We start from the raw sequence: 18,622 nt of genomic DNA, 5'->3' as shown, positions 1-18,622 counted from the left end.
AGGTGGCCTGTGGCGATCACCCTCGACTCGTCCGTGACGACCGTCCTGGGCGCGACCAGCCCGGCCAAGCGCAACAAGTTCGTCTCCGGGCTGGGCATCCGCACCGTCGGTGACCTCCTGCGCCACTTCCCGCGCCGCTACCTCGAGACGGGGTCGCTGACGAAGGTCTCCGACCTGCGCGTGGGTCAGATGCTCGTGGTGGTCGGCGAGATCACCGACTGCCGCACCCACACCTACAAGGACCGCCGCACCGGCCGTCCCGCCTTCCGCGTGGAAGCGATGCTCCGCACCGACGGGCCGCCCCTCAAGATGACGTTCTTCGCGCGCAACCAGAGGATGGCCTCGTGGCAGGCCGCCCGGCTGGCCGTCGGCAACCGGGGGGTGTTTCTCGGCAAGGCCGACCGGTTCCGTGACCAGTGGCAGCTGGTCAACCCGCAGCTGACGATCTTCGGGATGGGTGACAGCGAGGGTCCGGAGGGCGGGCTGACCGAGGACGTCGTCGAGCCCGGAGCGCTCTACCCGATCTACCCCCTCACCAAGGGCGTCCAGTCCTGGGACGTCGCCCGCGCGGTGCGGTTCGCCCGCGTGGTGGTGGAGGAGATCCCCGAGGTGCTGCCGCCCGCCGTGCGCGAGGAGTACGACGTCCTCGACGTCGACCGGGCGTACGAGTGGGTGCACCAGCCCGAGTCGCGCGAGCAGGTCGCCCGTGCGCACCAGCGGTTCCGCTTCGAGGAGGCGCTGGTCACCCAGCTCGTCCTCGGGAGGCGGCGCCGTGCGATCCGCGAGCTCGGTGCGACCATCCGCACCGGGGGTGACGGCGCCCTGCTCAAGGCCTTCGACGACCGGCTGCCCTTCGCGCTCACGGCGGGCCAGCGGCAGATCGGTGCGCAGATCGAGGAGGACCTCGCCCAGCCGCACCCGATGAACCGCCTGCTCCAGGGTGAGGTCGGCTCCGGCAAGACGCTGGTCGCCCTGCGCGCGATGCTGCGGGTGGTCGACTCGGGTGGCCAGGCTGCGCTGCTGGCGCCCACCGAGGTGCTGGCCCAGCAGCACTACCGCTCGATCGTGACGATGCTCGGTGAGCTCGCGATGGGCGGCACCATCTTCGGGTCGGGCGCCGGCACGCGCGTCGAGCTGCTCACCGGCTCGATGACCAAGGGCCAGCGCACCGAGCCGATGTCCCGCATCGCCAGCGGCGAGGCGGGCATCGTGATCGGCACCCACGCCCTGCTCCAGGAGCACGTCTTCTTCGCCGACCTGGGGCTGGTGGTGGTCGACGAGCAGCACCGGTTCGGGGTCGAGCAGCGCGCGGCCCTCACCGACAAGGCGGTGATCCCGCCCCACCTGCTGGTGATGACCGCGACGCCGATCCCGCGCACGGTCGCGATGACCGTCTTCGGCGACCTCGAGACGTCGACGCTCACCGAGCTTCCGGCCGGCCGCGCGCCCATCCAGACCAACGTCGTGCCCCTCGCCGAACAGCCCTCCTGGCTCGGCCGCGTGTGGGAGCGGGTCCGCGAGGAGGTCGGCAAGGGCCACCAGGTCTACGTCGTCTGTCCGCGGATCGCCGGCGACGAGACTGAAGCCGGGCAGGTGGAGCTGGTCGACCTGCCGGCCGACCGGGACCCCGACGACCTCGGCATCGACGTCCGGGACGTCGGGCCGGACCTCGGCCCGGCCGCCATCGACATTCTCGCGTCGGCGCCGTTGCCGCCCGCTGCCGCGGTGGAGGAGGTGGTCGAGCGCCTCGGCTCAGGCGCGCTCGCCGGCCTGCGGCTCGGCCGGCTCCACGGCCGGCTCCCCGCCGACGAGAAGGACGCCACCATGCGGGCCTTCGCCGCCGGCGACCTCGACGTGCTGGTCTCGACGACCGTGATCGAGGTCGGCGTCGACGTCGGCAACGCGACCACGATGGTGATCCTCGACGCCGACCGCTTCGGCATCTCCCAGCTCCACCAGCTGCGCGGCCGGGTCGGCCGCGGCGGCCACCCCGGTCTGTGCCTGCTCGTCACCCAGACCGTCCCGGGCACGCCCGCGCGCGAGCGGCTGGACGCGGTGGCCTCGACCACCGACGGGTTCGTGCTCAGCCGGGTCGACCTCGAGCAGCGGCGCGAGGGCGACGTGCTCGGCGCCTCGCAGGCCGGCCGGCGCTCGAGCCTCGAGAACCTCCGCGTGCTCCGTGACGAGGACACCATCGTCGCTGCGCGTCAGGCCGCCGAGTCGCTGCTCGACGCCGACCCGGCGCTGGCCCAGACCCCCGACCTCGCCGCTGCCGTCGCCGACCTGGAGCGGTCACAGCAGGCCGACTTCGTGGACAAGAGCTGATGACCCGGATCATCGCCGGCCGGGCCGGGGGCCGCCGCCTGGCCACGCCGAAGGGCGGCGCGACCCGCCCCACGAGCGACCGGGTGCGGGAGGCGCTGTTCTCGGCCATCGAGTCGTGGGCGGGGTCGCTGCAGGGGCTGCGGTTCCTCGACCTGTACGCCGGCTCGGGCGCCATCGGGCTCGAGGCGTGGTCGCGCGGAGCCGAGGCGGTCACCCTTGTGGAGTCCGACCGGCGCACCGCCGACCTGGTGCGCGCCAACGCGCGCGAGATCGGCTGCGACGTGGCCGTGGTGCACTCGCGCGCGGTGTCCGTCGTGCTCGCCGAGCCGCCCGCGGCGCCGTACGACGTGGTCTTCGCGGACCCGCCGTACCCCCTGCCCGACGCGACGCTCTCCGGCGACCTCGCGCTCCTGGCCGCCGGCGGGTGGCTCGCCGCGGACGCGCTGGTGGTGGTGGAGCGGTCCTCGCGCAGCCCCGAGCCGAGATGGCCCGCGGAGATCGAGCCGCTGCCCGGGAAGCGCCGCCAGAAGAAGTACGGGGAGACCACCCTGTGGTTCGCGACCACTACGGTGGCGCCATGACGCGCGCGGTGTGCCCCGGCTCCTTCGACCCGGTCACTCACGGCCACCTCGACATCTTCCGGCGGGCGGCGGGTCTCTTCGACGAGCTCGTGGTGGCGACCGGCACCAACCCGTCGAAGTCGCGGCTGTTCCAGCCCGAGGAGCGGCTGGAGATGCTGCGCGAGGCCTGCGCCGACCTGCCCAACGTGACGGTGATGGGCTTCACCGGGCTCATCGTCGACTTCTGCCGCGAGATCGGCGCAGCGGCGATCGTGAAGGGCCTGCGCGGCGGCAACGACTACGAGTACGAGCTGCCGATGGCGCAGATGAACGCCCACCTCACCGGTGTGGAGACGATCTTCATCCCGACGACGGCCTCGCTGGGCTACGTCTCGTCGAGCCTGGTCAAGGAGGTCGCGTCGCTCGGTGGTGACGTGTCGGCGTTCGTGCCCCCGGCCGTGCAGGACCGGCTCAGCGCCCGGCTCGGCCGCTGACGCACCGCGTTTTGCCGCCGGTCGGCGCCGCCACTACGATTGATCCGATCTGTTGTGCCCGGACCTGGAAGTGATCACCTGTTCGACCTGGACCCGAGAGCGCCGCTCGTGCTCGACACCCGCGAGCTCGGCCGCCGCCCGGGGTCCCAGCGTCAGGTGCCGCTGACAGTGCCGGCTCCGGCAGATCTGGGCATCGAAGTCCTCTCCGTCCCCGAGGGCGCGCCGGTCGAGCTCGACCTGCGCCTGGAGGCGGTCATGGAAGGCGTGCTCGTCACCGGGACGGCGAAGGCCGGGCTCGAGGGCGAGTGCGTGCGGTGCCTGGAGCCGATCCGCGACGACGTCGAGGTGACGTTCCAGGAGCTGTTCGTCTACGACGACATCCGTGACTCCGAGGGAGCCGAGGAGGACGACGAGGTCAGCATGCTCCAGGACGACCTGCTCGACCTGGAGCCGCTGCTGCGGGACGCGGTGGTGCTCGCACTGCCGTTCCAGCCGCTGTGCGAGGACGACTGTCCGGGGTTGTGCGCCGAGTGCGGTGCACGGCTGAAGGACGACCCCGGCCATCAGCACGAGGCTGCGATCGACCCCCGCTGGGCGAAGCTGGCGCAGCTCGAGCAGGACGAAGAGCGTTAGACCCTCAGCGGTTTCCGTACGAGCAAGGAGAAGACAGTGGCTGTTCCGAAGCGGAAGATGTCGCGCAGCAACACGCGGCACCGTCGCTCGCAGTGGAAGGCCGTCGCCCCGCAGCTGGTGACCTGCGCCAACCCCGCCTGCGGTGCCAAGCACCTCCCGCACCGTGCCTGCGGCACCTGCGGCCAGTACGGCGCGCGCTCGGACCGCCGCCAGGTGCTCTGACCGCCGCACCGCCTGACAGGGCCAGCGGCATCACCGCCTACGACGAGCTGCGGCGAGCGCTCGGGGACCCGGAGCTGGACCCCGAGCTGCTCGACCGCGCCCTCACGCACCGCTCCTACGCGTACGAGAACGGTGGACTGCCGACCAACGAGCGGCTGGAGTTCCTCGGCGACGCGGTGCTCGGCGTGGTGGTGACCGAGACCCTCTACCGCAAGCACCCTGACCTCTCCGAGGGCCGGCTCGCCAAGCTGCGGGCCGCCGTGGTCAACGCCCGCGCGCTGGCCGGCGTCGCCCGCGAGATCGGGCTCGGCCAGCACATCAAGCTGGGCCGCGGCGAAGAGGCGACCGGAGGCCGCGACAAGGCCTCGATCCTCTCCGACACCGTCGAGGCCGTGATCGGCGCCGTCCACCTCAGCGGTGGCGGCATCACCGTCTCCTCCGAGGTCGTGCACCGGCTCTTCGACCCGCTGATCGAGGCGGCGTCCGCGATGGGCGCGGGCCTGGACTGGAAGACGTCGCTGCAGGAGCTCGCCGCCGAGCGCTCGCTGGGCGTCCCGGAGTACGTCATCGAGGACGACGGCCCCGACCACATGAAGACCTTCACCGCCCAGGTGCGGGTGGGGGAGAAGCTCTACGGCAACGGCACCGGCCGCTCCAAGAAGGAGGCCGAGCAGGGCGCCGCCGAGACCGCCTACGGCGAGATCGCCGCCGACCTGGGCGTCGGCCTCGACGGCCAGGCCGTGCCTTCGGGCGACTGAGCCGGACCTGACGCGGGACCTGGACCGGACACCGCCATGCCCGAGCTGCCCGAGGTCGAGGTCGTCCGTGCCGGCCTCGAGCGCCACGTGGCCGGCGCCACGATCGCCTCCGTCGACGTCCTCCACGACCGCCCCGTACGCCGCCACCCCGGCGGCGCAGCTGACTTCACCGCCGCGCTGACCGGGCGGCGGATCCTCGCCGCGCGCCGTCGCGGCAAGTACCTCTGGCTGCCGCTCGACGACCAGAACGCGATCCTCGCCCACCTCGGGATGAGCGGACAGATGCTGGTCCAGGCCGCCGACGCGCCGCCCGAGCGACACCTGCGGGTCCGGTTCGGCCTCGACCGGCCACGCGAGCTCCGCTTCGTCGACCAGCGCATGTTCGGCGGGCTCTCCGTCTCGGTCGGCGGCGCCGAGCTGCCGCCCGAGATCGCCCACATCGCCCGCGACCCGCTCGACCCGCTCTTCGACGACGCCGCGTTCGTGACCCGGCTGCGGCGCCGTACCTCCGGTGTGAAGAGGCTGCTGCTCGACCAGGGGCTGATCTCCGGGGTCGGCAACATCTACGCCGACGAGGCGCTGTGGCGGGCGGGACTCCACGGCGACCGTCCGGGGGACCGGTTGACCCGCAAGCAGGCCGTCGAGCTGCTCGGGCACGTCCGCGAGGTGATGCTCGAGGCGCTGGCCCAGGGCGGCACCTCCTTCGACGCCCTCTACGTCAACGTCAACGGCGAGTCGGGCTACTTCGACCGCTCGCTGCACGCCTACGGCCGCGCCGACGAGCCCTGCGACCGGTGCGGCACGCCGATCCGGCGGGTCGCCTTCATGAACCGGTCGTCGTACTTCTGTCCACGGTGCCAGCCGGTGCCGCGCAGGCGCCGCGTGGTTTGACCCACGCGCGCCGAAGTGGGACTCTTGTAGACGGCCCGTCCCGGGCCGACACCCCCTCTGAACCGGAAGGCTCAACTTCATGGCCAAGGCGCTGATCGGGCACCTGAACAGCGACCTCCGCGACCCCCGCCTCGCCGTCGAGAACGCACGGCTGCGCAACCGGGTCGCCGAGCTGGAGTCCCTCGTCCTCCGCCTCTCGGAGGAGAACGACAAGCTGATGGCCGCCCGGGCTGCCGAGATCCTCGCCGACGACGCGCAGGAGATGCAGCCCGCCTGACCGCGGACTCCGCGACGCCGGCCCGCGGCCGACGCCAGGTGCACCAACTCCGGACCACCTCGCCGTCAGGCGACGGTGGTCCGAGCCGTTTCCGGACCGGGTGACACGCCGGAGACGTCGTACCGGCGTCGCCGCCGGAAGGTAGGGTGAGGGCGCCGAGCTTCCCCCGCGACGGACCCTCCTCAGCCGACTGAGAGGATCGTCCGTCCGTCCCCGGCACCCGACCGGTGTGAGCGAAGCAAGGGAGCCTGCGTGTACTTGAAGAGCCTGACCCTCAAGGGGTTCAAGTCCTTCGCCTCCGCGACGACCCTGCAGCTCGAGCCGGGGATCACCTGCATCGTCGGTCCCAACGGCTCCGGCAAGTCCAACGTGGTCGACGCCCTGGCGTGGGTGATGGGCGAGGCCAGCGCGAAGAGCCTGCGCGGCGGCAAGATGGACGACGTCATCTTCGCCGGCACGTCCGGCCGGCCGCCGCTCGGTCGCGCGGAGGTGGTGCTCACCATCGACAACGCCGACGGCGCGCTGCCGATCGAGTACTCCGAGGTCACCATCAGCCGGACCATGTTCCGCACCGGCGGCTCGGAGTACGCCATCAACGGCACGCCGTGCCGGCTGCTCGACGTCCAGGAGCTGCTCAGCGACTCCGGCATCGGCCGGGAGATGCACGTCATCGTCGGGCAGGGCCAGCTCGACACGATCCTGCACGCCACCCCGGAGGACCGCCGCGGCTTCATCGAGGAGGCCGCGGGCGTCCTCAAGCACCGCAAGCGCAAGGAGAAGGCGCTCCGCAAGCTCGACTCCACCGAGGGCAACCTCACCCGGCTCAACGACCTGCTGAGCGAGATCCGGCGGCAGCTGAAGCCGCTGGGCCGCCAGGCCGAGGTGGCGCGCCGCGCCGCCACCGTGCAGGCCGACGTCCGCGACGCGAAGGCTCGGCTGCTCGCCGACGACCTGGCCACCGCCCGTCAGGCGCTCGAGCAGGAGCTCGCCGACGAGAGCGTGCTGGTGGCCCGCAGGGAGCACGTGGAGGCGGCCATCGCGCAGGCCCGGGAGCAGGAGGCGGCCCTGGAGGCCGCTCTCCGCGAGGACCTGCCGGCCCTCGCAGCCGCCCAGGAGACGCTGTCGTCGCTCAACGCGCTGCGGGAGCGGTTCCGCGGCACCCAGAGCCTCGCCGCGGAGCGCGTGCGCAACGCCGCCGGGGTCTCCGAGGCGGAGGTGGAGCAGGGCCGCGACCCCGACGAGCTCGACGCAGAGGCCGAGCGGCTCGCCGCCCAGGAGGCGGAGATCGCCGCCCTGGTGGCCGAGCAGCAGGCAGCGCTCGAGGCCGCGGTCCAGGCCCGGCGCGACGCCGAGGAGGCCGCCGCCACCGAGGAGCGCCGGGTCGCCGCGCTGCTGCGCGCAGCGGCCGACCGCCGTGAGGGTCTGGCCCGGCTGCACGGGCAGGTCAACACGCTGAGGTCCAGGGCGACCGCCGCGGAGGAGGAGATCGGGCGGCTCGAGACGGCCCGCACCGACGCGCTGGCCCGCGCCGAGCGCGCGCAGCGCGACTTCACCGCCCTGGAGACCCGGGTCGCCGGGCTCGACGCCGGCGAGGAGGGCCTCGACGCCGAGCACGAGGCGGCCGTGGCTGCGCTCGAGGACATCGAGGAGCGGCTCGTCAAGGTGCGCGAGGAGGCCCAGCAGGCCGACCGCGACAAGGCCGGCCTCGCCGCCCGCAAGGAGGCCCTGGAGATCGGCCTCGCCCGCAAGGACGGCGCCGGCGCGCTGCTGGCGGCTAGCGACCGGCTCTCGGGCCTGCTCGGCTCCGTCGCGGCCCTGGTCTCGGTGCGCTCGGGCCACGAGGCGGCGGTGGCCGCCGCGCTCGGGGCCGCGGCCGACGCCGTCGCGGTCACCGACGCCGACGCGGCCGTGGCGGCGATCGACCACCTCAAGAGCGACGACCTCGGACGCGCCGGACTGCTGCTGGGCGGGGGAGAGCCCGAGCGCACGAGCGAGTGGCCGACCCTGACCGGCGGGGCGTCGTACGCCGTCGACGTGGTGGACTGCCCCGGGCAGGTGCGCCCGGCGCTCAACCGGCTGCTCCGCAAGGTGGCCGTGGTCGACGACCTCGCCGCCGCGCGACGCCTGGTGGCCGACCTGCCCGACGTCGTGGCCGTGACCCGCGACGGCGACCTGCTCGGCGCGCACTTCGCGTCGGGCGGCTCCAGCCACACCCAGAGCCTGATCGAGATCCAGGCGGCCGTCGACGAGGCTGCCGCCGCGCTCACCGACGCGGTCGCGGCGTCCGAGCGGCTCTCGTTCGACCTGGCCCGGCTGGAGCACGAGCGCGCGGAGGCCCGGCAGCGGGTCGACGTCGCGCTCGCCAAGCTGCACGAGTCCGACGCCACCCTGGCGGCCGTCGCCGAGGAGCTCGGCCAGCACGGGTCGCTGGCCCGCGCGGCCCGCGCGGAGGCCGACCGCCTCGCCGAGGCGATCAGCCAGGCCGAGACCGCCCGCGAGCAGGCGCTCGTCGGACTGGCCGAGCTCGAGCAGCGGCTGGCCAGCGCCGAGGAGGACAGCGAGGAGGAGCCCGACACCACCGAGCAGCAGCGGCTCGTCGAGGCCACCCGCGCGGCGCGCCAAGGCGAGATGGAGGCCCGGCTGGCGCTGCGCACCTCCGAGGAGCGCGGCCGTGCGCTGCACGGGCGCGTGGAGCAGATCCGCAAGGCCGCCGAGGCCGAGCGGCAGGCGCGCGCCCGCGCGGCCGAGCGGCGGGAGCGGCTGCTGCGCGAGGGCCGTGCCGGCCAGGCCGTCGCCGCTGCGGCCGGCTACGTCCTGTCCCGCCTGGAGGCCTCGGTCGAGCAGGCGACCGAGCAGCGTCGCGCCGTCGAGGACTCCCGCCGCGGCCGCGAGCAGCAGCTGACCGCCGTCCGCCAGCAGCTGCGCGACCTCGGCCGGGAGCACGAGGAGCTGGTCAGCTCGGTCCACCGCGACGAGATGGCGCGCGCCCAGCAGCGGATGCGCATCGAGCAGATCGAGACCCGGGCCCTGGAGGAGCTCGGCCTCGAGGCGGACGCGCTGGTCGCCGACTACGGCCCGGACCAGCCGGTGCCGGTGTGGGACCAGCCGCCTCCCGAGGACGACGGTGCGCGAGAGGCCGTGGTGGAGGCATCCGACCAGGCGGCGGACCAGAGCGAGGCCGAGCAGCGCACCGTGCCCTACGTGCGCGAGGAGCAGGTGAAGCGGCTGCGCTCGGCCGAGCGCGCGCTGACGATGCTCGGCAAGGTGAACCCGCTCGCCTTGGAGGAGTTCACCGCGATGGAGGAGCGTCACCAGTTCCTCTCCGAGCAGCTGGAGGACCTCCGGGCCACCCGCAAGGACCTGCTCGACATCGTCAAGGACGTCGACGCCAAGGTGGAGCAGGTGTTCACCGAGGCCTACGCCGACGTGACGAAGGCGTTCGACCAGACCTTCGCCCGGTTGTTCCCCGGGGGCGAGGGTCGTCTCGTGCTCACCGACCCCTCCGACATGCTGGCCACCGGGGTCGAGGTCGAGGCCCGGCCGCCGGGCAAGAAGGTCAAGCGGCTGTCCCTGCTCTCCGGCGGGGAGCGCTCGCTCGTGGCGGTGGCCTTCCTGGTGGCGCTCTTCAAGGCCCGGCCCTCGCCGTTCTACATCCTCGACGAGGTGGAGGCCGCCCTCGACGACACCAACCTCGGCCGCCTGCTGGAGATCTACGAGGAGCTGCGCGAGAACTCCCAGCTGCTCGTGATCACCCACCAGAAGCGCACGATGGAGGTCGGCGACGCGCTGTACGGCGTCACCATGCGCGGCGACGGGGTGTCGGCGGTCATCAGCCAGCGGCTGCGGCAGGAGTCGGCGTAGTGGCCGCTGAGCGCCCGGCGCGCTCCTCCTACCGGGTGTGGCGCACCGCGACGACGCGCTGGTCCGACGACGACGTCTATGGGCACCTCAACAACGCCCGCTACTTCGACCTGATCGACACCGCCGTCAACGCCCACCTCGCCGAGGCCACCGGCACCGACATCCGCCGGCTGCCGCAGATCGGCGTCGTCGCCGAGGTGTCGTGCCGCTACTTCGCCGAGCTCGGCTATCCCCGCCCGATCGACCTCGGGCTCGCCGTCGAGCGGCTCGGGACGTCTTCGATCATCTACCGGATCGGCCTCTTCCAGGGCGACCCCGACGGCGACGGTGCCACCGCGTGCGCCGAGGGCCGGTTCGTCCACGTCTACGTCGACAACACCGACCCCGCACGCCCCGTCACCCCCGTGCCCGAGCTGATTCGGCAGGCGGTCGAGCCGCTGCTGTAGCCGCGGGTGCGGCGCGCCGTGTGATCTCCGCCTCGTTCGGCGGACCGGCCCTGCGTGGCGCCACCGGCCACGGGTTCCGCAGGGCAGGATGGGCGCTCGAGATCGGTCCCTACTCGGAGGAGTCGAGAAACGTGCTGTTCGTCGTCCTGGCCGTCCTGACGAGCATGGTCGTCGCCGGCCTGGTCGTGGTGTACGTCGCCTACCCCCACCGCGGGATGCAGGTGCCCTACGTGCCCTGGCTCGGCGACGCCCTCCAGCGGGCCGTCGGCTCCGCTCCGGTGATCGACGAGCACGAGCGGGACCTCCAGCGCACCCCTTGAGCGTCACCCGGCCGGGCAGTCTCCCCGAGACGACGACCGCTCCGCGGAGGCGCCCGGCCGCCTGATTGGATGGACGCCATGGAGTGGTTCTACCTCGTCATCGGCCTCCTGGCCGTCGCTGTGCTCGTCGTCATCGGGCTCGTCGGCAGCCGGACGCGCCGCCCCCGACGGCTGCCCGAGGACGCCCGCGCGGACGTCGTCGCGCCGGCGACGCCGGAGGCTGCGGAGACCGCCACCGCGCCGCTCGAGGTCGAGGAGGCGCCCGTCGCGCCGGCCGAGCCGGAGGCCCCCGTCGTCGAGCGGCCGGAGAAGCCGGCCTCACGGCTGGTCCGGCTGCGCCAGCGGCTCGCGGGGTCCGGCACTCTCGGCCGCGGCCTGCTCGGCCTGCTGAGCCGCGACAAGCTCGACGAGGACACCTGGGAGGCGATCGAGGACCTGCTCCTCGCCGCCGACATCGGCGTGGGACCCACCCAGGAGCTCGTGGAGCGGCTGCGCACCCGGATGCGGGTGGAGGGCGGCGCCGCGCCCGACGCGCGCACGGTCCTCCGCGAGGAGCTGGTCAACCTGGTGGACCCGACGATGGACCGGGCGCTGCGGATCAGCGGCGAGGGCGACGCGCCGGGCGTCGTACTCGTCGTCGGGGTCAACGGCACCGGCAAGACCACGACCGTCGGCAAGCTCGCCCGGATCCTCGTCGCCGAGGAGCGCACCGCGCTGCTGGCGGCCGCCGACACCTTCCGCGCCGCCGCCACCGAGCAGCTGGCCACCTGGGGCGAGCGGGTCGGCGTCGAGGTGGTCCGCGGGCCCGAGGGCGGTGACCCGGCCAGCGTCGCCTTCGAGGCGGTCAAGCAGGGCATCGAGCGCGACCTCGACACCGTCGTGGTCGACACGGCCGGGCGGCTCCAGAACAAGCAGGGCCTGATGGACGAGCTCGGCAAGGTCAAGCGGGTGATCGAGAAGCAGGCGCCGGTCACCGAGGTGCTTTTGGTGCTCGACGCGACGACCGGCCAGAACGGCCTCATCCAGGCCAAGGTGTTCTCGGAGGTCGTGGACGTCACCGGGATCGTGCTCACCAAGCTCGACGGCTCGGCCAAGGGCGGCATCGTGGTCGCCGTCCAGCGCCAGCTCGGCGTGCCGGTCAAGCTGGTCGGGCTCGGCGAGGGGCCCGACGACCTCGCGCCGTTCGACGCGGGCGCCTTCGTCGACGCGCTCCTCGGCGGCGCCTGAGCCGCCGAGCCACTGAGCCGCCGAGCCAGGCAGCCCGCCGGTCGCGTGACGCACACGTAACCGGGGCGGCGAAGCCGTTACCTGCCCGAAACAACTGCCGGGGAGCGCGGAAACCTCCACCGGCGAGGGTGCAGGGCATGAAGCTCGTCACCGCCGTCATCAAGCCGCACAAGTGGGAGGACGTCCGCGAGGCGCTCGAGGCCTTCGGGGTGACCGGCATGACCGTCAGCGAGGTCAGCGGCTACGGCCGGCAGAAGGGGCACACCGAGGTCTACCGCGGCGCCGAGTACGACATCGCGCTGGTGCCGAAGATCCGGATCGAGATCGTGGTCGAGGACGCCGACACCGAGGACGTCGTCGGCATCATCACCAAGACCGCCCACACCGGGCGGATCGGCGACGGCAAGGTCTGGGTGAGCCCCGTCGAGACGGTGATCCGGGTCCGCACGGGCGACAAGGACGCCGCGGCCCTGTAGCCCGACGATGACCGCCGCCCAGCGCGCAGCCCGCACCGAGCAGGCCGACGCCCGCTGCGCGAGGGCGTACGACGACGTCGGCGGCCCCGACGCCGGGGTCGCCCTGGTCGCGGTCGGCGGCTACGGCAGGGGAGACCTGGCGCCGTGCTCCGACCTCGACCTGGTCCTGGTCGGCGACGAGTCCGTGGAGCCCGCGCTCTTCGCCGACCTGGGCAGTCGGATCTGGTACCCGCTGTGGGACTCGGGCGTGAAGCTCGACCACTCGGTGCGCACGCTGCCGGAGATGCTCGCCGCGGCCGACGCCGACGTCCGGGTCGCCTCCGGGCTGCTCGACGTGCGCCACGTCGCCGGCGACCCCGGCCTGACCCTGCGGCTGCGCACCACGGTCCTCGCCGAGTGGCGGCGGAAGGCGCGCGAGCGGCTGCCGGAGCTGCGCGAGCTCGTCCGCAGCCGGCACCGCGCGGTCGGGGAGCTCGCCCACCTGTCGGTCCCCGACCTGAAGGAGGCCGAGGGCGGCCTGCGTGACGCGACCATCCTCAAGAGCCTCACCGCCACGTGGCTGGTTGACGTGCCGGCGGCCGACCTCGCCCGGTGCCGCACGCAGCTGCTCGACGTCCGCGACGTCCTGCACGCGACGACCGGACGGGCGACCGACCGGGTCGGCCCGGAGCACTGGGCCGCGATCGCAGCGGCGCTCGACCTGCCCGACGAGCACCGCGCCCAGCGCCACGTCCGCGAGCTCGGTCGCCGGCTCACCCACCTCTCCCGGCTCGCGTGGCGGCGGACCGACGACGCGCTGCGTCGTACGCCGGCGGCGAAGCCGCGGCGGCCGGAGCTCGAGCCGCTCGCCCCCGGCGTGGCCCTGGCCCACGGCGAGGTGGTGCTCGACCGGGGAGCGAGGCCCAGCGAGGACCCGGTCCTGCTGCTTCGCGCCGCGGCCGAGGCCGCCGTGCGCGACGTCGTGCTGGCGCCGGCCACCGCGGCCCGCCTGGTGCGCGAATGTCCGCCGCTCCCGTCGCCCTGGCCGGCGGAGGCCCGCCAGCAGCTGGTCCGACTCCTCGCCGCGGGTCCGGGGCTCCTCGGGGTGTGGGAGACGCTCGAGGAGACCGGCGCGCTGGAGCGGATCCTGCCGGAGTGGGAGCGGGTCCGGCTGCTGCCGCACGCGTCGGCGGTGCACCGCTTCACCGTGGACCGGCACCTCGTCGAGACCTGCGTGGAGGCGTCGGCGCTGATCCGCTCGGTGTCGCGCCCCGACGTGCTCGTCGTGGCCGCGCTGCTCCACGACATCGGCAAGGGCGGGCTGACCGAGCACAGCGTCGCCGGCGCGCCGATCGCCCGCGAGATCAGCACCCGGATGGGGTTCAGCGAGCACGAGGTCGATCTGGTCGCGCTGCTGGTGCGCTGGCACCTCCTGCTGGTCGACGTCGCCACCACCCGTGACCCCGACGACCCCGCGACCATCGAGGCGCTGACGGAGCGGATCGGGACGGCGGAGGCGCTGACGCTGCTGACCGCGCTGACCGAGGCCGACGCCCGCGCCACCTCACCGAAGGCGTGGACGTCGTGGCGGGCCGGACTGGTCCGCGACCTCGCCCGGCGGGCGGAGGCCGCGCTGGAGCAGGGGACCGGCCTCCCGACCGTCGGCACCGACCAGGTCGACGTCCCGGAGGCCGCGACGGCCGGCGAGCTGGCGCTCACCGTCGAGCGCGCCGCCGACGGCGCGCGGGTGACCGCCGTGTGCCCTGACCGGGTCGGCCTCCTCGCCGACGTGGCAGCGACCTTCGCGCTCCGGCGGGTGCCCGTGCGCGCCGCGCGAGCCTGGTCGCAGGGACGGTACGGCGTCTCGGTGTGGGACGTGGCCGACCACCACGTCGTCGCCGGGGCACTGCGCGACCAGTTCGACGGCGTCGCCGCCGGCCGGGTGGACCCCGCGGTGCGGCTCGCGCCCCGGGCCCCCGCGCGCGGCGAGCTGGCCCCGACGGTCGTGCTCCGCCCCGAGGCGAGCGCGCAGGCGACGGTCATCGAGGTCCGTGCCGGCGACCGGCTCGGCGTGGTGTTCCTCGTCTGCCGAGCGCTGGCGGAGCTGGACATCACGGTCCGGTCCGCGCACGTCTCGACGCTCGGGCCGCAGGCGGTCGACGTCTTCTACGTGCAGGAGGCGTCCGCGGGCGCGTTGTCGGAGACCCGGGCGGCCCAGGCCGCGCATGCTGTCCGCGCCGCGCTCACCGGGGACGACCACTCAGGCTGACCTGCTCAGCAGCGCCCTCCACACACGTCGCGGCCGGACTGCCGGTTACGATCGGGTGTCCGAGACCTGCCCCGCACGACGATCCCGCAAGGACGCAACGCTCTTGTTCGCCACTCTCTCCGATCGCCTGACCGCGACCTTCAAGAACCTCCGCGGCAAGGGGCGGCTCTCCGACGCCGACATCGACGCCACCGCCCGAGAGATCCGGATCGCGCTGCTCGAGGCGGACGTCGCGCTGCCGGTCGTCAAGGAGTTCGTCGCCGCCGTCAAGGAGCGGGCCCGCAGCGAGGAGGTCAGCCAGGCGCTGAACCCCGCCCAGCAGGTCGTGAAGATCGTCAACGACGAGCTGGTCACCATCCTCGGCGGCGAGACCCGTCGACTCCGCTACGCCAAGTCCGGTCCGACCGTCATCATGCTCGCCGGCCTCCAGGGCGCCGGCAAGACGACCCTGGCCGCCAAGCTGGCTCTCTGGCTCAAGGAGCAGGGCAAGACGCCGATGCTGGTCGCCTGCGACCTGCAGCGCCCCAACGCCGTGCAGCAGCTCCAGGTCAACGGGGAGAAGGTCGGCGTCCCCGTCTTCGCGCCCGAGCCGGGCAACGGCGTCGGCGACCCGGTGTCGGTGGCGCGGGCCTCGGTCGAGGAGGCCAGGCGCAAGCTCCACGACGTGGTCATCGTCGACACCGCGGGCCGTCTGGGCGTCGACGCGGAGATGATGCAGCAGGCCGCCGGCATCCGTGACGCGGTGCAGCCCGACGAGGTGCTCTTCGTCGTCGACGCGATGATCGGCCAGGACGCGCTCACCACGGCGCAGGCGTTCCTCGACGGCGTCGGGTACGACGGCGTCGTACTCACCAAGCTCGACGGCGACGCTAGGGGCGGTGCGGCGCTGTCCATCCGCCAGGTCACCGGCAAGCCGGTCATGTTCGCCTCGTCCGGCGAGAAGATGACCGACTTCGACGTCTTCCACCCCGACCGGATGGCCTCCCGGATCCTCGACATGGGCGACGTCCTCACTCTGATCGAGCAGGCCGAGAAGGCCTTCGACCAGGAGGAGGCGCTCAAGGCGGCCGAGAAGCTCACCGGCGGTGACTTCACCCTCGACGACTTCCTCGCCCAGATGCAGCAGCTGAAGAAGCTCGGGTCGATGTCGAAGATCCTGCAGATGCTGCCGGGCATGGGGCAGGTCCGCGAGCAGCTGGAGAACTTCGACGACCGCGAGATCGACCGGGTCGAGGCGATCATCCGCTCGATGACGCCGGCCGAGCGGGCGAACCCCAAGATCATCGACGGGTCCCGCCGCGCACGGATCGCCAAGGGGTCCGGGCGCACGGTGGCCGACGTCAACGGCCTGGTCGACCGGTTCTTCGAGGCCCGCAAGATGATGATGCAGATGGCGCGCGGCGGCGGGATGCCCGGGATGCCCGGCATGCCGGGGATGCCGGGCATGGGCCCGGGTGGCGGCAAGCGCACGAGCGCGAAGCAGAAGGCCAAGAAGGGCAAGGGCAAGGGCGCGCGCCGCTCCGGCAACCCGGCGAAGGCAGCCCAGGAGGCCGCCGCCGAGAAGGAGAAGGCGGCCCAGGCCCGGCCGAACCCGTTCGGCATCGGCGAGGACATCGACTACGAGGCCGCCGCGGCCAACCTCGAGCTGCCCAAGGACTTCTCGAAGTTCTTGAAGTGATCGGCTGACGCGTGTCCTCGGTCCTCGTGGTGGACGGCGCCAACGTCGTCGGCGCCCGGCCCGACGGCTGGTGGAAGGACCGCGCCGGGGCCGCACGGCGGCTGCACGAGCAGCTCCTGGTGGCCGACATCGAGCACGACGTCGTCGTGCTGGTGCTCGAGGGACAGGCCAAGGGCGGGGTGCGGGCCGGTCGCGACGCCCACGTGCGCACCGTGCACGCTCCCAAGGACGGCGACGCCACCATCGTGGCGGAGGCGCGTCGCGCCGCGGAGCGGGGCGACCGTGTCGTCGTGGTGACCGCGGACCGGGCCCTGGACGCTCGGGTGGCGGGTGTCGGAGCGACCACCCTGAGCCCGTCCTGGCTGCTCGATCGACTCTGACGCCGGGCCGGTAACGTCCCCGGCATGATCACCCCGCTCAGGTTCGCCGGTTCCGTGCTCCCCGACGGCGAGGCGCGCGAGGTCTTCGTGGTGGACGGGCGCGTCACCTACGACCGCCCGCCCGGGTCGGAGACCGCGGGAGAGGGCTGGATCGTGCCCGGTCTGGTCGACGCCCACAACCACCTCGGGCTCGAGGACGGCGGAGCGGTGCCGGACGACGAGGTGGAGCGCCAGGCCCTCGCCGACCGTGACAACGGCGTGCTCCTGCTGCGCGACTGCGGCTCCCCGGCCGACACCCGGTGGGTCCAGGACCGCGCGGACCTCCCGAGGCTGATCCGCTGCGGCCGGCACATCGCGCGCACGCGGCGCTATCTCCGCAACTACGCCGAGGAGGTGGAGCCCGACGGGCTGGCCGCCGCGGCCGCTGAGCAGGCCGCCGCCGGTGACGGCTGGGTCAAGCTGGTCGGCGACTGGATCTCCCGGGACGAGGGCGACCTCGCCCCCTCGTTCCCGCCAGGGGCGGTCGCCGACGCCATCGCCGCGGCCCACGACGCCGGGGCGAAGGTGACGGCGCACTGCTTCGGGCAGGAGTCGCTCGCGCCGCTGCTCGACGCGGGGATCGACTGCATCGAGCACGGCACCGGCCTCACCGAGGCGCAGGTCGAGCAGATGGCGGCCAACCGGGTCGCCCTGGTGCCGACCGTCCTGCAGACCGACAAGTTCCCCGGCTTCGCCGACGCCGGGCGCGACAAGTTCCCCGCCTACGCGGCGACGATGGAGAGCCTGCACCAGCGCCGACGCGACGTGCTGATGAGTGCCTACGAGGCCGGCGTCGAGCTCTACGTCGGCAGCGACGGCGGCGGCACGACCCGGCACGGCGTGCTGCACGAGGAGATCCTCGCCATGGCCCAGATGGGCCTGCCCGCCGACTACGTCCTGGGCGCGGCGTCGTGGCGCGGCCGGGCCTGGCTGGGCTGGAACGGCGGGCTGGGTGAGGGAGACCCGGCGGACTTCGTGGTCTACCCCCGCAACCCCGTCGAGGACCTGTCGGTCCTCGCCGAGCCGTCGTACGTCGTGCTGCGGGGCCGGCTCGTGGCCTGACCCCGCAGCACGTCAGGACCTGTCAGGCGGTCGGCTCGACGGGGTCCTCGGAGTCGACCGGCGGCTCCTCCGGGTCGACCGGGTCGTCGACGTCGAGGAGCTCGGCCTCGGCGTCCTCGAGGTACTGCTTGGCAGCCGCCACGTCCGACTTCGGGCTGTGGCTGTTCAGCGCGAGCGCGGACTCGATCGCGAGGTCGACCAGCGCGAGCGCCTCGGCGTCCTCGGCGGCCTCGACGGCGAGCTTCTCGCCCTCGCGGACGATGCCGGCGGCCTGGGTGTAGATCTCGACCCGGAACGCCCGGATCTCGGTACGGACCGCGCGGGCGTCGTAGCTGCTGTCGGCGGCGAGCGCCTCCTCGCGCAGGACGGCCAGGTCGTCGCGGTCGAACGAGATCGAGTCGACCAGCACGGCCTCGTAGTCGTCGCTGAGCCGGGTCACGGTCCTGGAGACCGCGATCCGGGCGAGCCCCCGGTCCTTGACCGTGATGTCCTGGAGCACCTGCCTGACCTGGGACTTCGCCTTGCTGGCCTTGCTGGCCTTGCTGGCCTTGGCGGCCTTCGAGTGCTTCGGCGCGGCGTCGGCGATGCCGGCGGTGGTCGGCGCGAGCACGAGCGCCGTCGCGGCGACGGTCGCGGCGGCGGTGCGGCGGATGCGGTTCATCGGTGTGTCCCCCCCTGGGATGTCACGAGTGGTTCGCACACCTGTTCGGCCCGCCGGCCGCCGG

At 73.5% G+C, this 18,622-nt stretch carries 18 protein-coding genes; 17 read left to right on the top strand and 1 reads right to left on the bottom strand.

The window, feature by feature from the left end; translation table 11 throughout:
- The first annotated feature begins 9 nt into the window (after positions 1 to 9).
- The 17 genes from ACPOLA_RS14730 (at position 10) to ACPOLA_RS14650 (ending at position 17,897) form a co-directional block, all read left to right on the top strand.
- Positions 10 to 2,325, top strand: a complete 2,316-nt coding sequence (locus tag ACPOLA_RS14730) for an ATP-dependent DNA helicase RecG (protein ID WP_435771189.1) — start codon at positions 10 to 12, stop codon at positions 2,323 to 2,325.
- On the top strand, positions 2,325 to 2,906 hold the full coding sequence (gene rsmD / locus ACPOLA_RS14725) for a 16S rRNA (guanine(966)-N(2))-methyltransferase RsmD (protein ID WP_435771188.1): 582 nt from the start codon (positions 2,325 to 2,327) through the stop codon (positions 2,904 to 2,906). The genes ACPOLA_RS14730 and rsmD overlap by 1 nt, the downstream gene beginning before the upstream one ends.
- On the top strand, positions 2,903 to 3,379 hold the full coding sequence (gene coaD, locus ACPOLA_RS14720) for a pantetheine-phosphate adenylyltransferase (RefSeq protein ID WP_435771187.1): 477 nt from the start codon (positions 2,903 to 2,905) through the stop codon (positions 3,377 to 3,379). The genes rsmD and coaD overlap by 4 nt, the downstream gene beginning before the upstream one ends.
- Before the next feature lie 108 nt (positions 3,380 to 3,487).
- A complete protein-coding gene (locus tag ACPOLA_RS14715) occupies positions 3,488 to 4,012 on the top strand; it encodes a YceD family protein (RefSeq protein WP_435771186.1) in 525 nt (174 codons plus the stop codon).
- A gap of 36 nt (positions 4,013 to 4,048) precedes the next feature.
- Positions 4,049 to 4,234 carry a 50S ribosomal protein L32 gene (gene rpmF, locus ACPOLA_RS14710; RefSeq protein WP_136434353.1) on the top strand — a complete coding sequence of 62 codons (186 nt, stop codon included), beginning with the start codon at positions 4,049 to 4,051 and terminating at the stop codon, positions 4,232 to 4,234.
- Positions 4,150 to 4,992 carry a ribonuclease III gene (rnc, locus tag ACPOLA_RS14705; RefSeq protein WP_435771215.1) on the top strand — a complete coding sequence of 281 codons (843 nt, stop codon included), beginning with the start codon at positions 4,150 to 4,152 and terminating at the stop codon, positions 4,990 to 4,992. The genes rpmF and rnc overlap by 85 nt, the downstream gene beginning before the upstream one ends.
- A 36-nt stretch (positions 4,993 to 5,028) precedes the next feature.
- The gene (gene mutM, locus ACPOLA_RS14700) at positions 5,029 to 5,883 is read left to right on the top strand and encodes a bifunctional DNA-formamidopyrimidine glycosylase/DNA-(apurinic or apyrimidinic site) lyase (RefSeq protein ID WP_435771185.1); all 855 of its coding nucleotides are present in this window, start codon (positions 5,029 to 5,031) and stop codon (positions 5,881 to 5,883) included.
- A 79-nt stretch (positions 5,884 to 5,962) separates the two neighbouring features.
- On the top strand, positions 5,963 to 6,160 hold the full coding sequence (locus ACPOLA_RS14695) for a hypothetical protein (RefSeq protein ID WP_435771184.1): 198 nt from the start codon (positions 5,963 to 5,965) through the stop codon (positions 6,158 to 6,160).
- Positions 6,161 to 6,412: 252 nt separating this feature from the next.
- On the top strand, positions 6,413 to 10,021 hold the full coding sequence (smc, locus tag ACPOLA_RS14690; RefSeq protein WP_435771183.1) for a chromosome segregation protein SMC: 3,609 nt from the start codon (positions 6,413 to 6,415) through the stop codon (positions 10,019 to 10,021).
- On the top strand, positions 10,021 to 10,467 hold the full coding sequence (locus ACPOLA_RS14685; RefSeq protein ID WP_435771182.1) for an acyl-CoA thioesterase: 447 nt from the start codon (positions 10,021 to 10,023) through the stop codon (positions 10,465 to 10,467). The genes smc and ACPOLA_RS14685 overlap by 1 nt, the downstream gene beginning before the upstream one ends.
- A 20-nt stretch (positions 10,468 to 10,487) precedes the next feature.
- Complete coding sequence (locus ACPOLA_RS14680) at positions 10,488 to 10,787, top strand: hypothetical protein (protein WP_435771181.1); 300 nt, start codon at positions 10,488 to 10,490, stop codon at positions 10,785 to 10,787.
- Between the two features lie 69 nt (positions 10,788 to 10,856).
- The gene (gene ftsY, locus ACPOLA_RS14675) at positions 10,857 to 12,014 is read left to right on the top strand and encodes a signal recognition particle-docking protein FtsY (protein WP_435771180.1); all 1,158 of its coding nucleotides are present in this window, start codon (positions 10,857 to 10,859) and stop codon (positions 12,012 to 12,014) included.
- A 137-nt stretch (positions 12,015 to 12,151) separates the two neighbouring features.
- Positions 12,152 to 12,490: a P-II family nitrogen regulator gene (locus tag ACPOLA_RS14670; RefSeq protein WP_435771179.1), complete on the top strand. Its 339-nt coding sequence runs from the start codon at positions 12,152 to 12,154 to the stop codon at positions 12,488 to 12,490.
- Positions 12,491 to 12,497: 7 nt separating this feature from the next.
- Positions 12,498 to 14,738, top strand: a complete 2,241-nt coding sequence (locus ACPOLA_RS14665) for a [protein-PII] uridylyltransferase (protein WP_435771178.1) — start codon at positions 12,498 to 12,500, stop codon at positions 14,736 to 14,738.
- A gap of 103 nt (positions 14,739 to 14,841) precedes the next feature.
- Positions 14,842 to 16,416: a signal recognition particle protein gene (gene ffh / locus ACPOLA_RS14660; protein WP_435771177.1), complete on the top strand. Its 1,575-nt coding sequence runs from the start codon at positions 14,842 to 14,844 to the stop codon at positions 16,414 to 16,416.
- An 11-nt stretch (positions 16,417 to 16,427) separates the two neighbouring features.
- On the top strand, positions 16,428 to 16,796 hold the full coding sequence (locus ACPOLA_RS14655) for an NYN domain-containing protein (RefSeq protein WP_435771176.1): 369 nt from the start codon (positions 16,428 to 16,430) through the stop codon (positions 16,794 to 16,796).
- Between the two features lie 24 nt (positions 16,797 to 16,820).
- Positions 16,821 to 17,897 carry an amidohydrolase family protein gene (locus tag ACPOLA_RS14650; protein ID WP_435771175.1) on the top strand — a complete coding sequence of 359 codons (1,077 nt, stop codon included), beginning with the start codon at positions 16,821 to 16,823 and terminating at the stop codon, positions 17,895 to 17,897.
- A 22-nt stretch (positions 17,898 to 17,919) separates the two neighbouring features.
- Here ACPOLA_RS14650 and ACPOLA_RS14645 read toward each other — a convergent pair whose 3' ends face one another.
- Positions 17,920 to 18,558, bottom strand: a complete 639-nt coding sequence (locus tag ACPOLA_RS14645) for a hypothetical protein (RefSeq protein ID WP_435771174.1) — start codon at positions 18,556 to 18,558, stop codon at positions 17,920 to 17,922.
- Positions 18,559 to 18,622: the final 64 nt, after the last annotated feature.

This window comes from Nocardioides proteolyticus (genome assembly GCF_051280635.3).
GTDB lineage: Bacteria > Actinomycetota > Actinomycetes > Propionibacteriales > Nocardioidaceae > Nocardioides.
Note: the sequence above shows the minus strand (reverse complement) of the source record. Positions and strands in the feature narration are given on the sequence as shown.

Excerpts from the sequence above, each read along its gene's own strand:
- ACPOLA_RS14695 (WP_435771184.1), top strand. The coding sequence starts at position 5,963 with ATGGCCAAGGCGCTGATCGGGCACCTGAACAGCGACCTCCGCGACCCC.
- ACPOLA_RS14645 (WP_435771174.1), bottom strand. The coding sequence starts at position 18,558 with ATGAACCGCATCCGCCGCACCGCCGCCGCGACCGTCGCCGCGACGGCG.
- ACPOLA_RS14670 (WP_435771179.1), top strand. The coding sequence starts at position 12,152 with ATGAAGCTCGTCACCGCCGTCATCAAGCCGCACAAGTGGGAGGACGTC.
- mutM (WP_435771185.1), top strand. The coding sequence starts at position 5,029 with ATGCCCGAGCTGCCCGAGGTCGAGGTCGTCCGTGCCGGCCTCGAGCGC.
- coaD (WP_435771187.1), top strand. The coding sequence starts at position 2,903 with ATGACGCGCGCGGTGTGCCCCGGCTCCTTCGACCCGGTCACTCACGGC.
- ACPOLA_RS14650 (WP_435771175.1), top strand. The coding sequence starts at position 16,821 with ATGATCACCCCGCTCAGGTTCGCCGGTTCCGTGCTCCCCGACGGCGAG.
- ACPOLA_RS14665 (WP_435771178.1), top strand. The coding sequence starts at position 12,498 with ATGACCGCCGCCCAGCGCGCAGCCCGCACCGAGCAGGCCGACGCCCGC.
- ftsY (WP_435771180.1), top strand. The coding sequence starts at position 10,857 with ATGGACGCCATGGAGTGGTTCTACCTCGTCATCGGCCTCCTGGCCGTC.
- rsmD (WP_435771188.1), top strand. The coding sequence starts at position 2,325 with ATGACCCGGATCATCGCCGGCCGGGCCGGGGGCCGCCGCCTGGCCACG.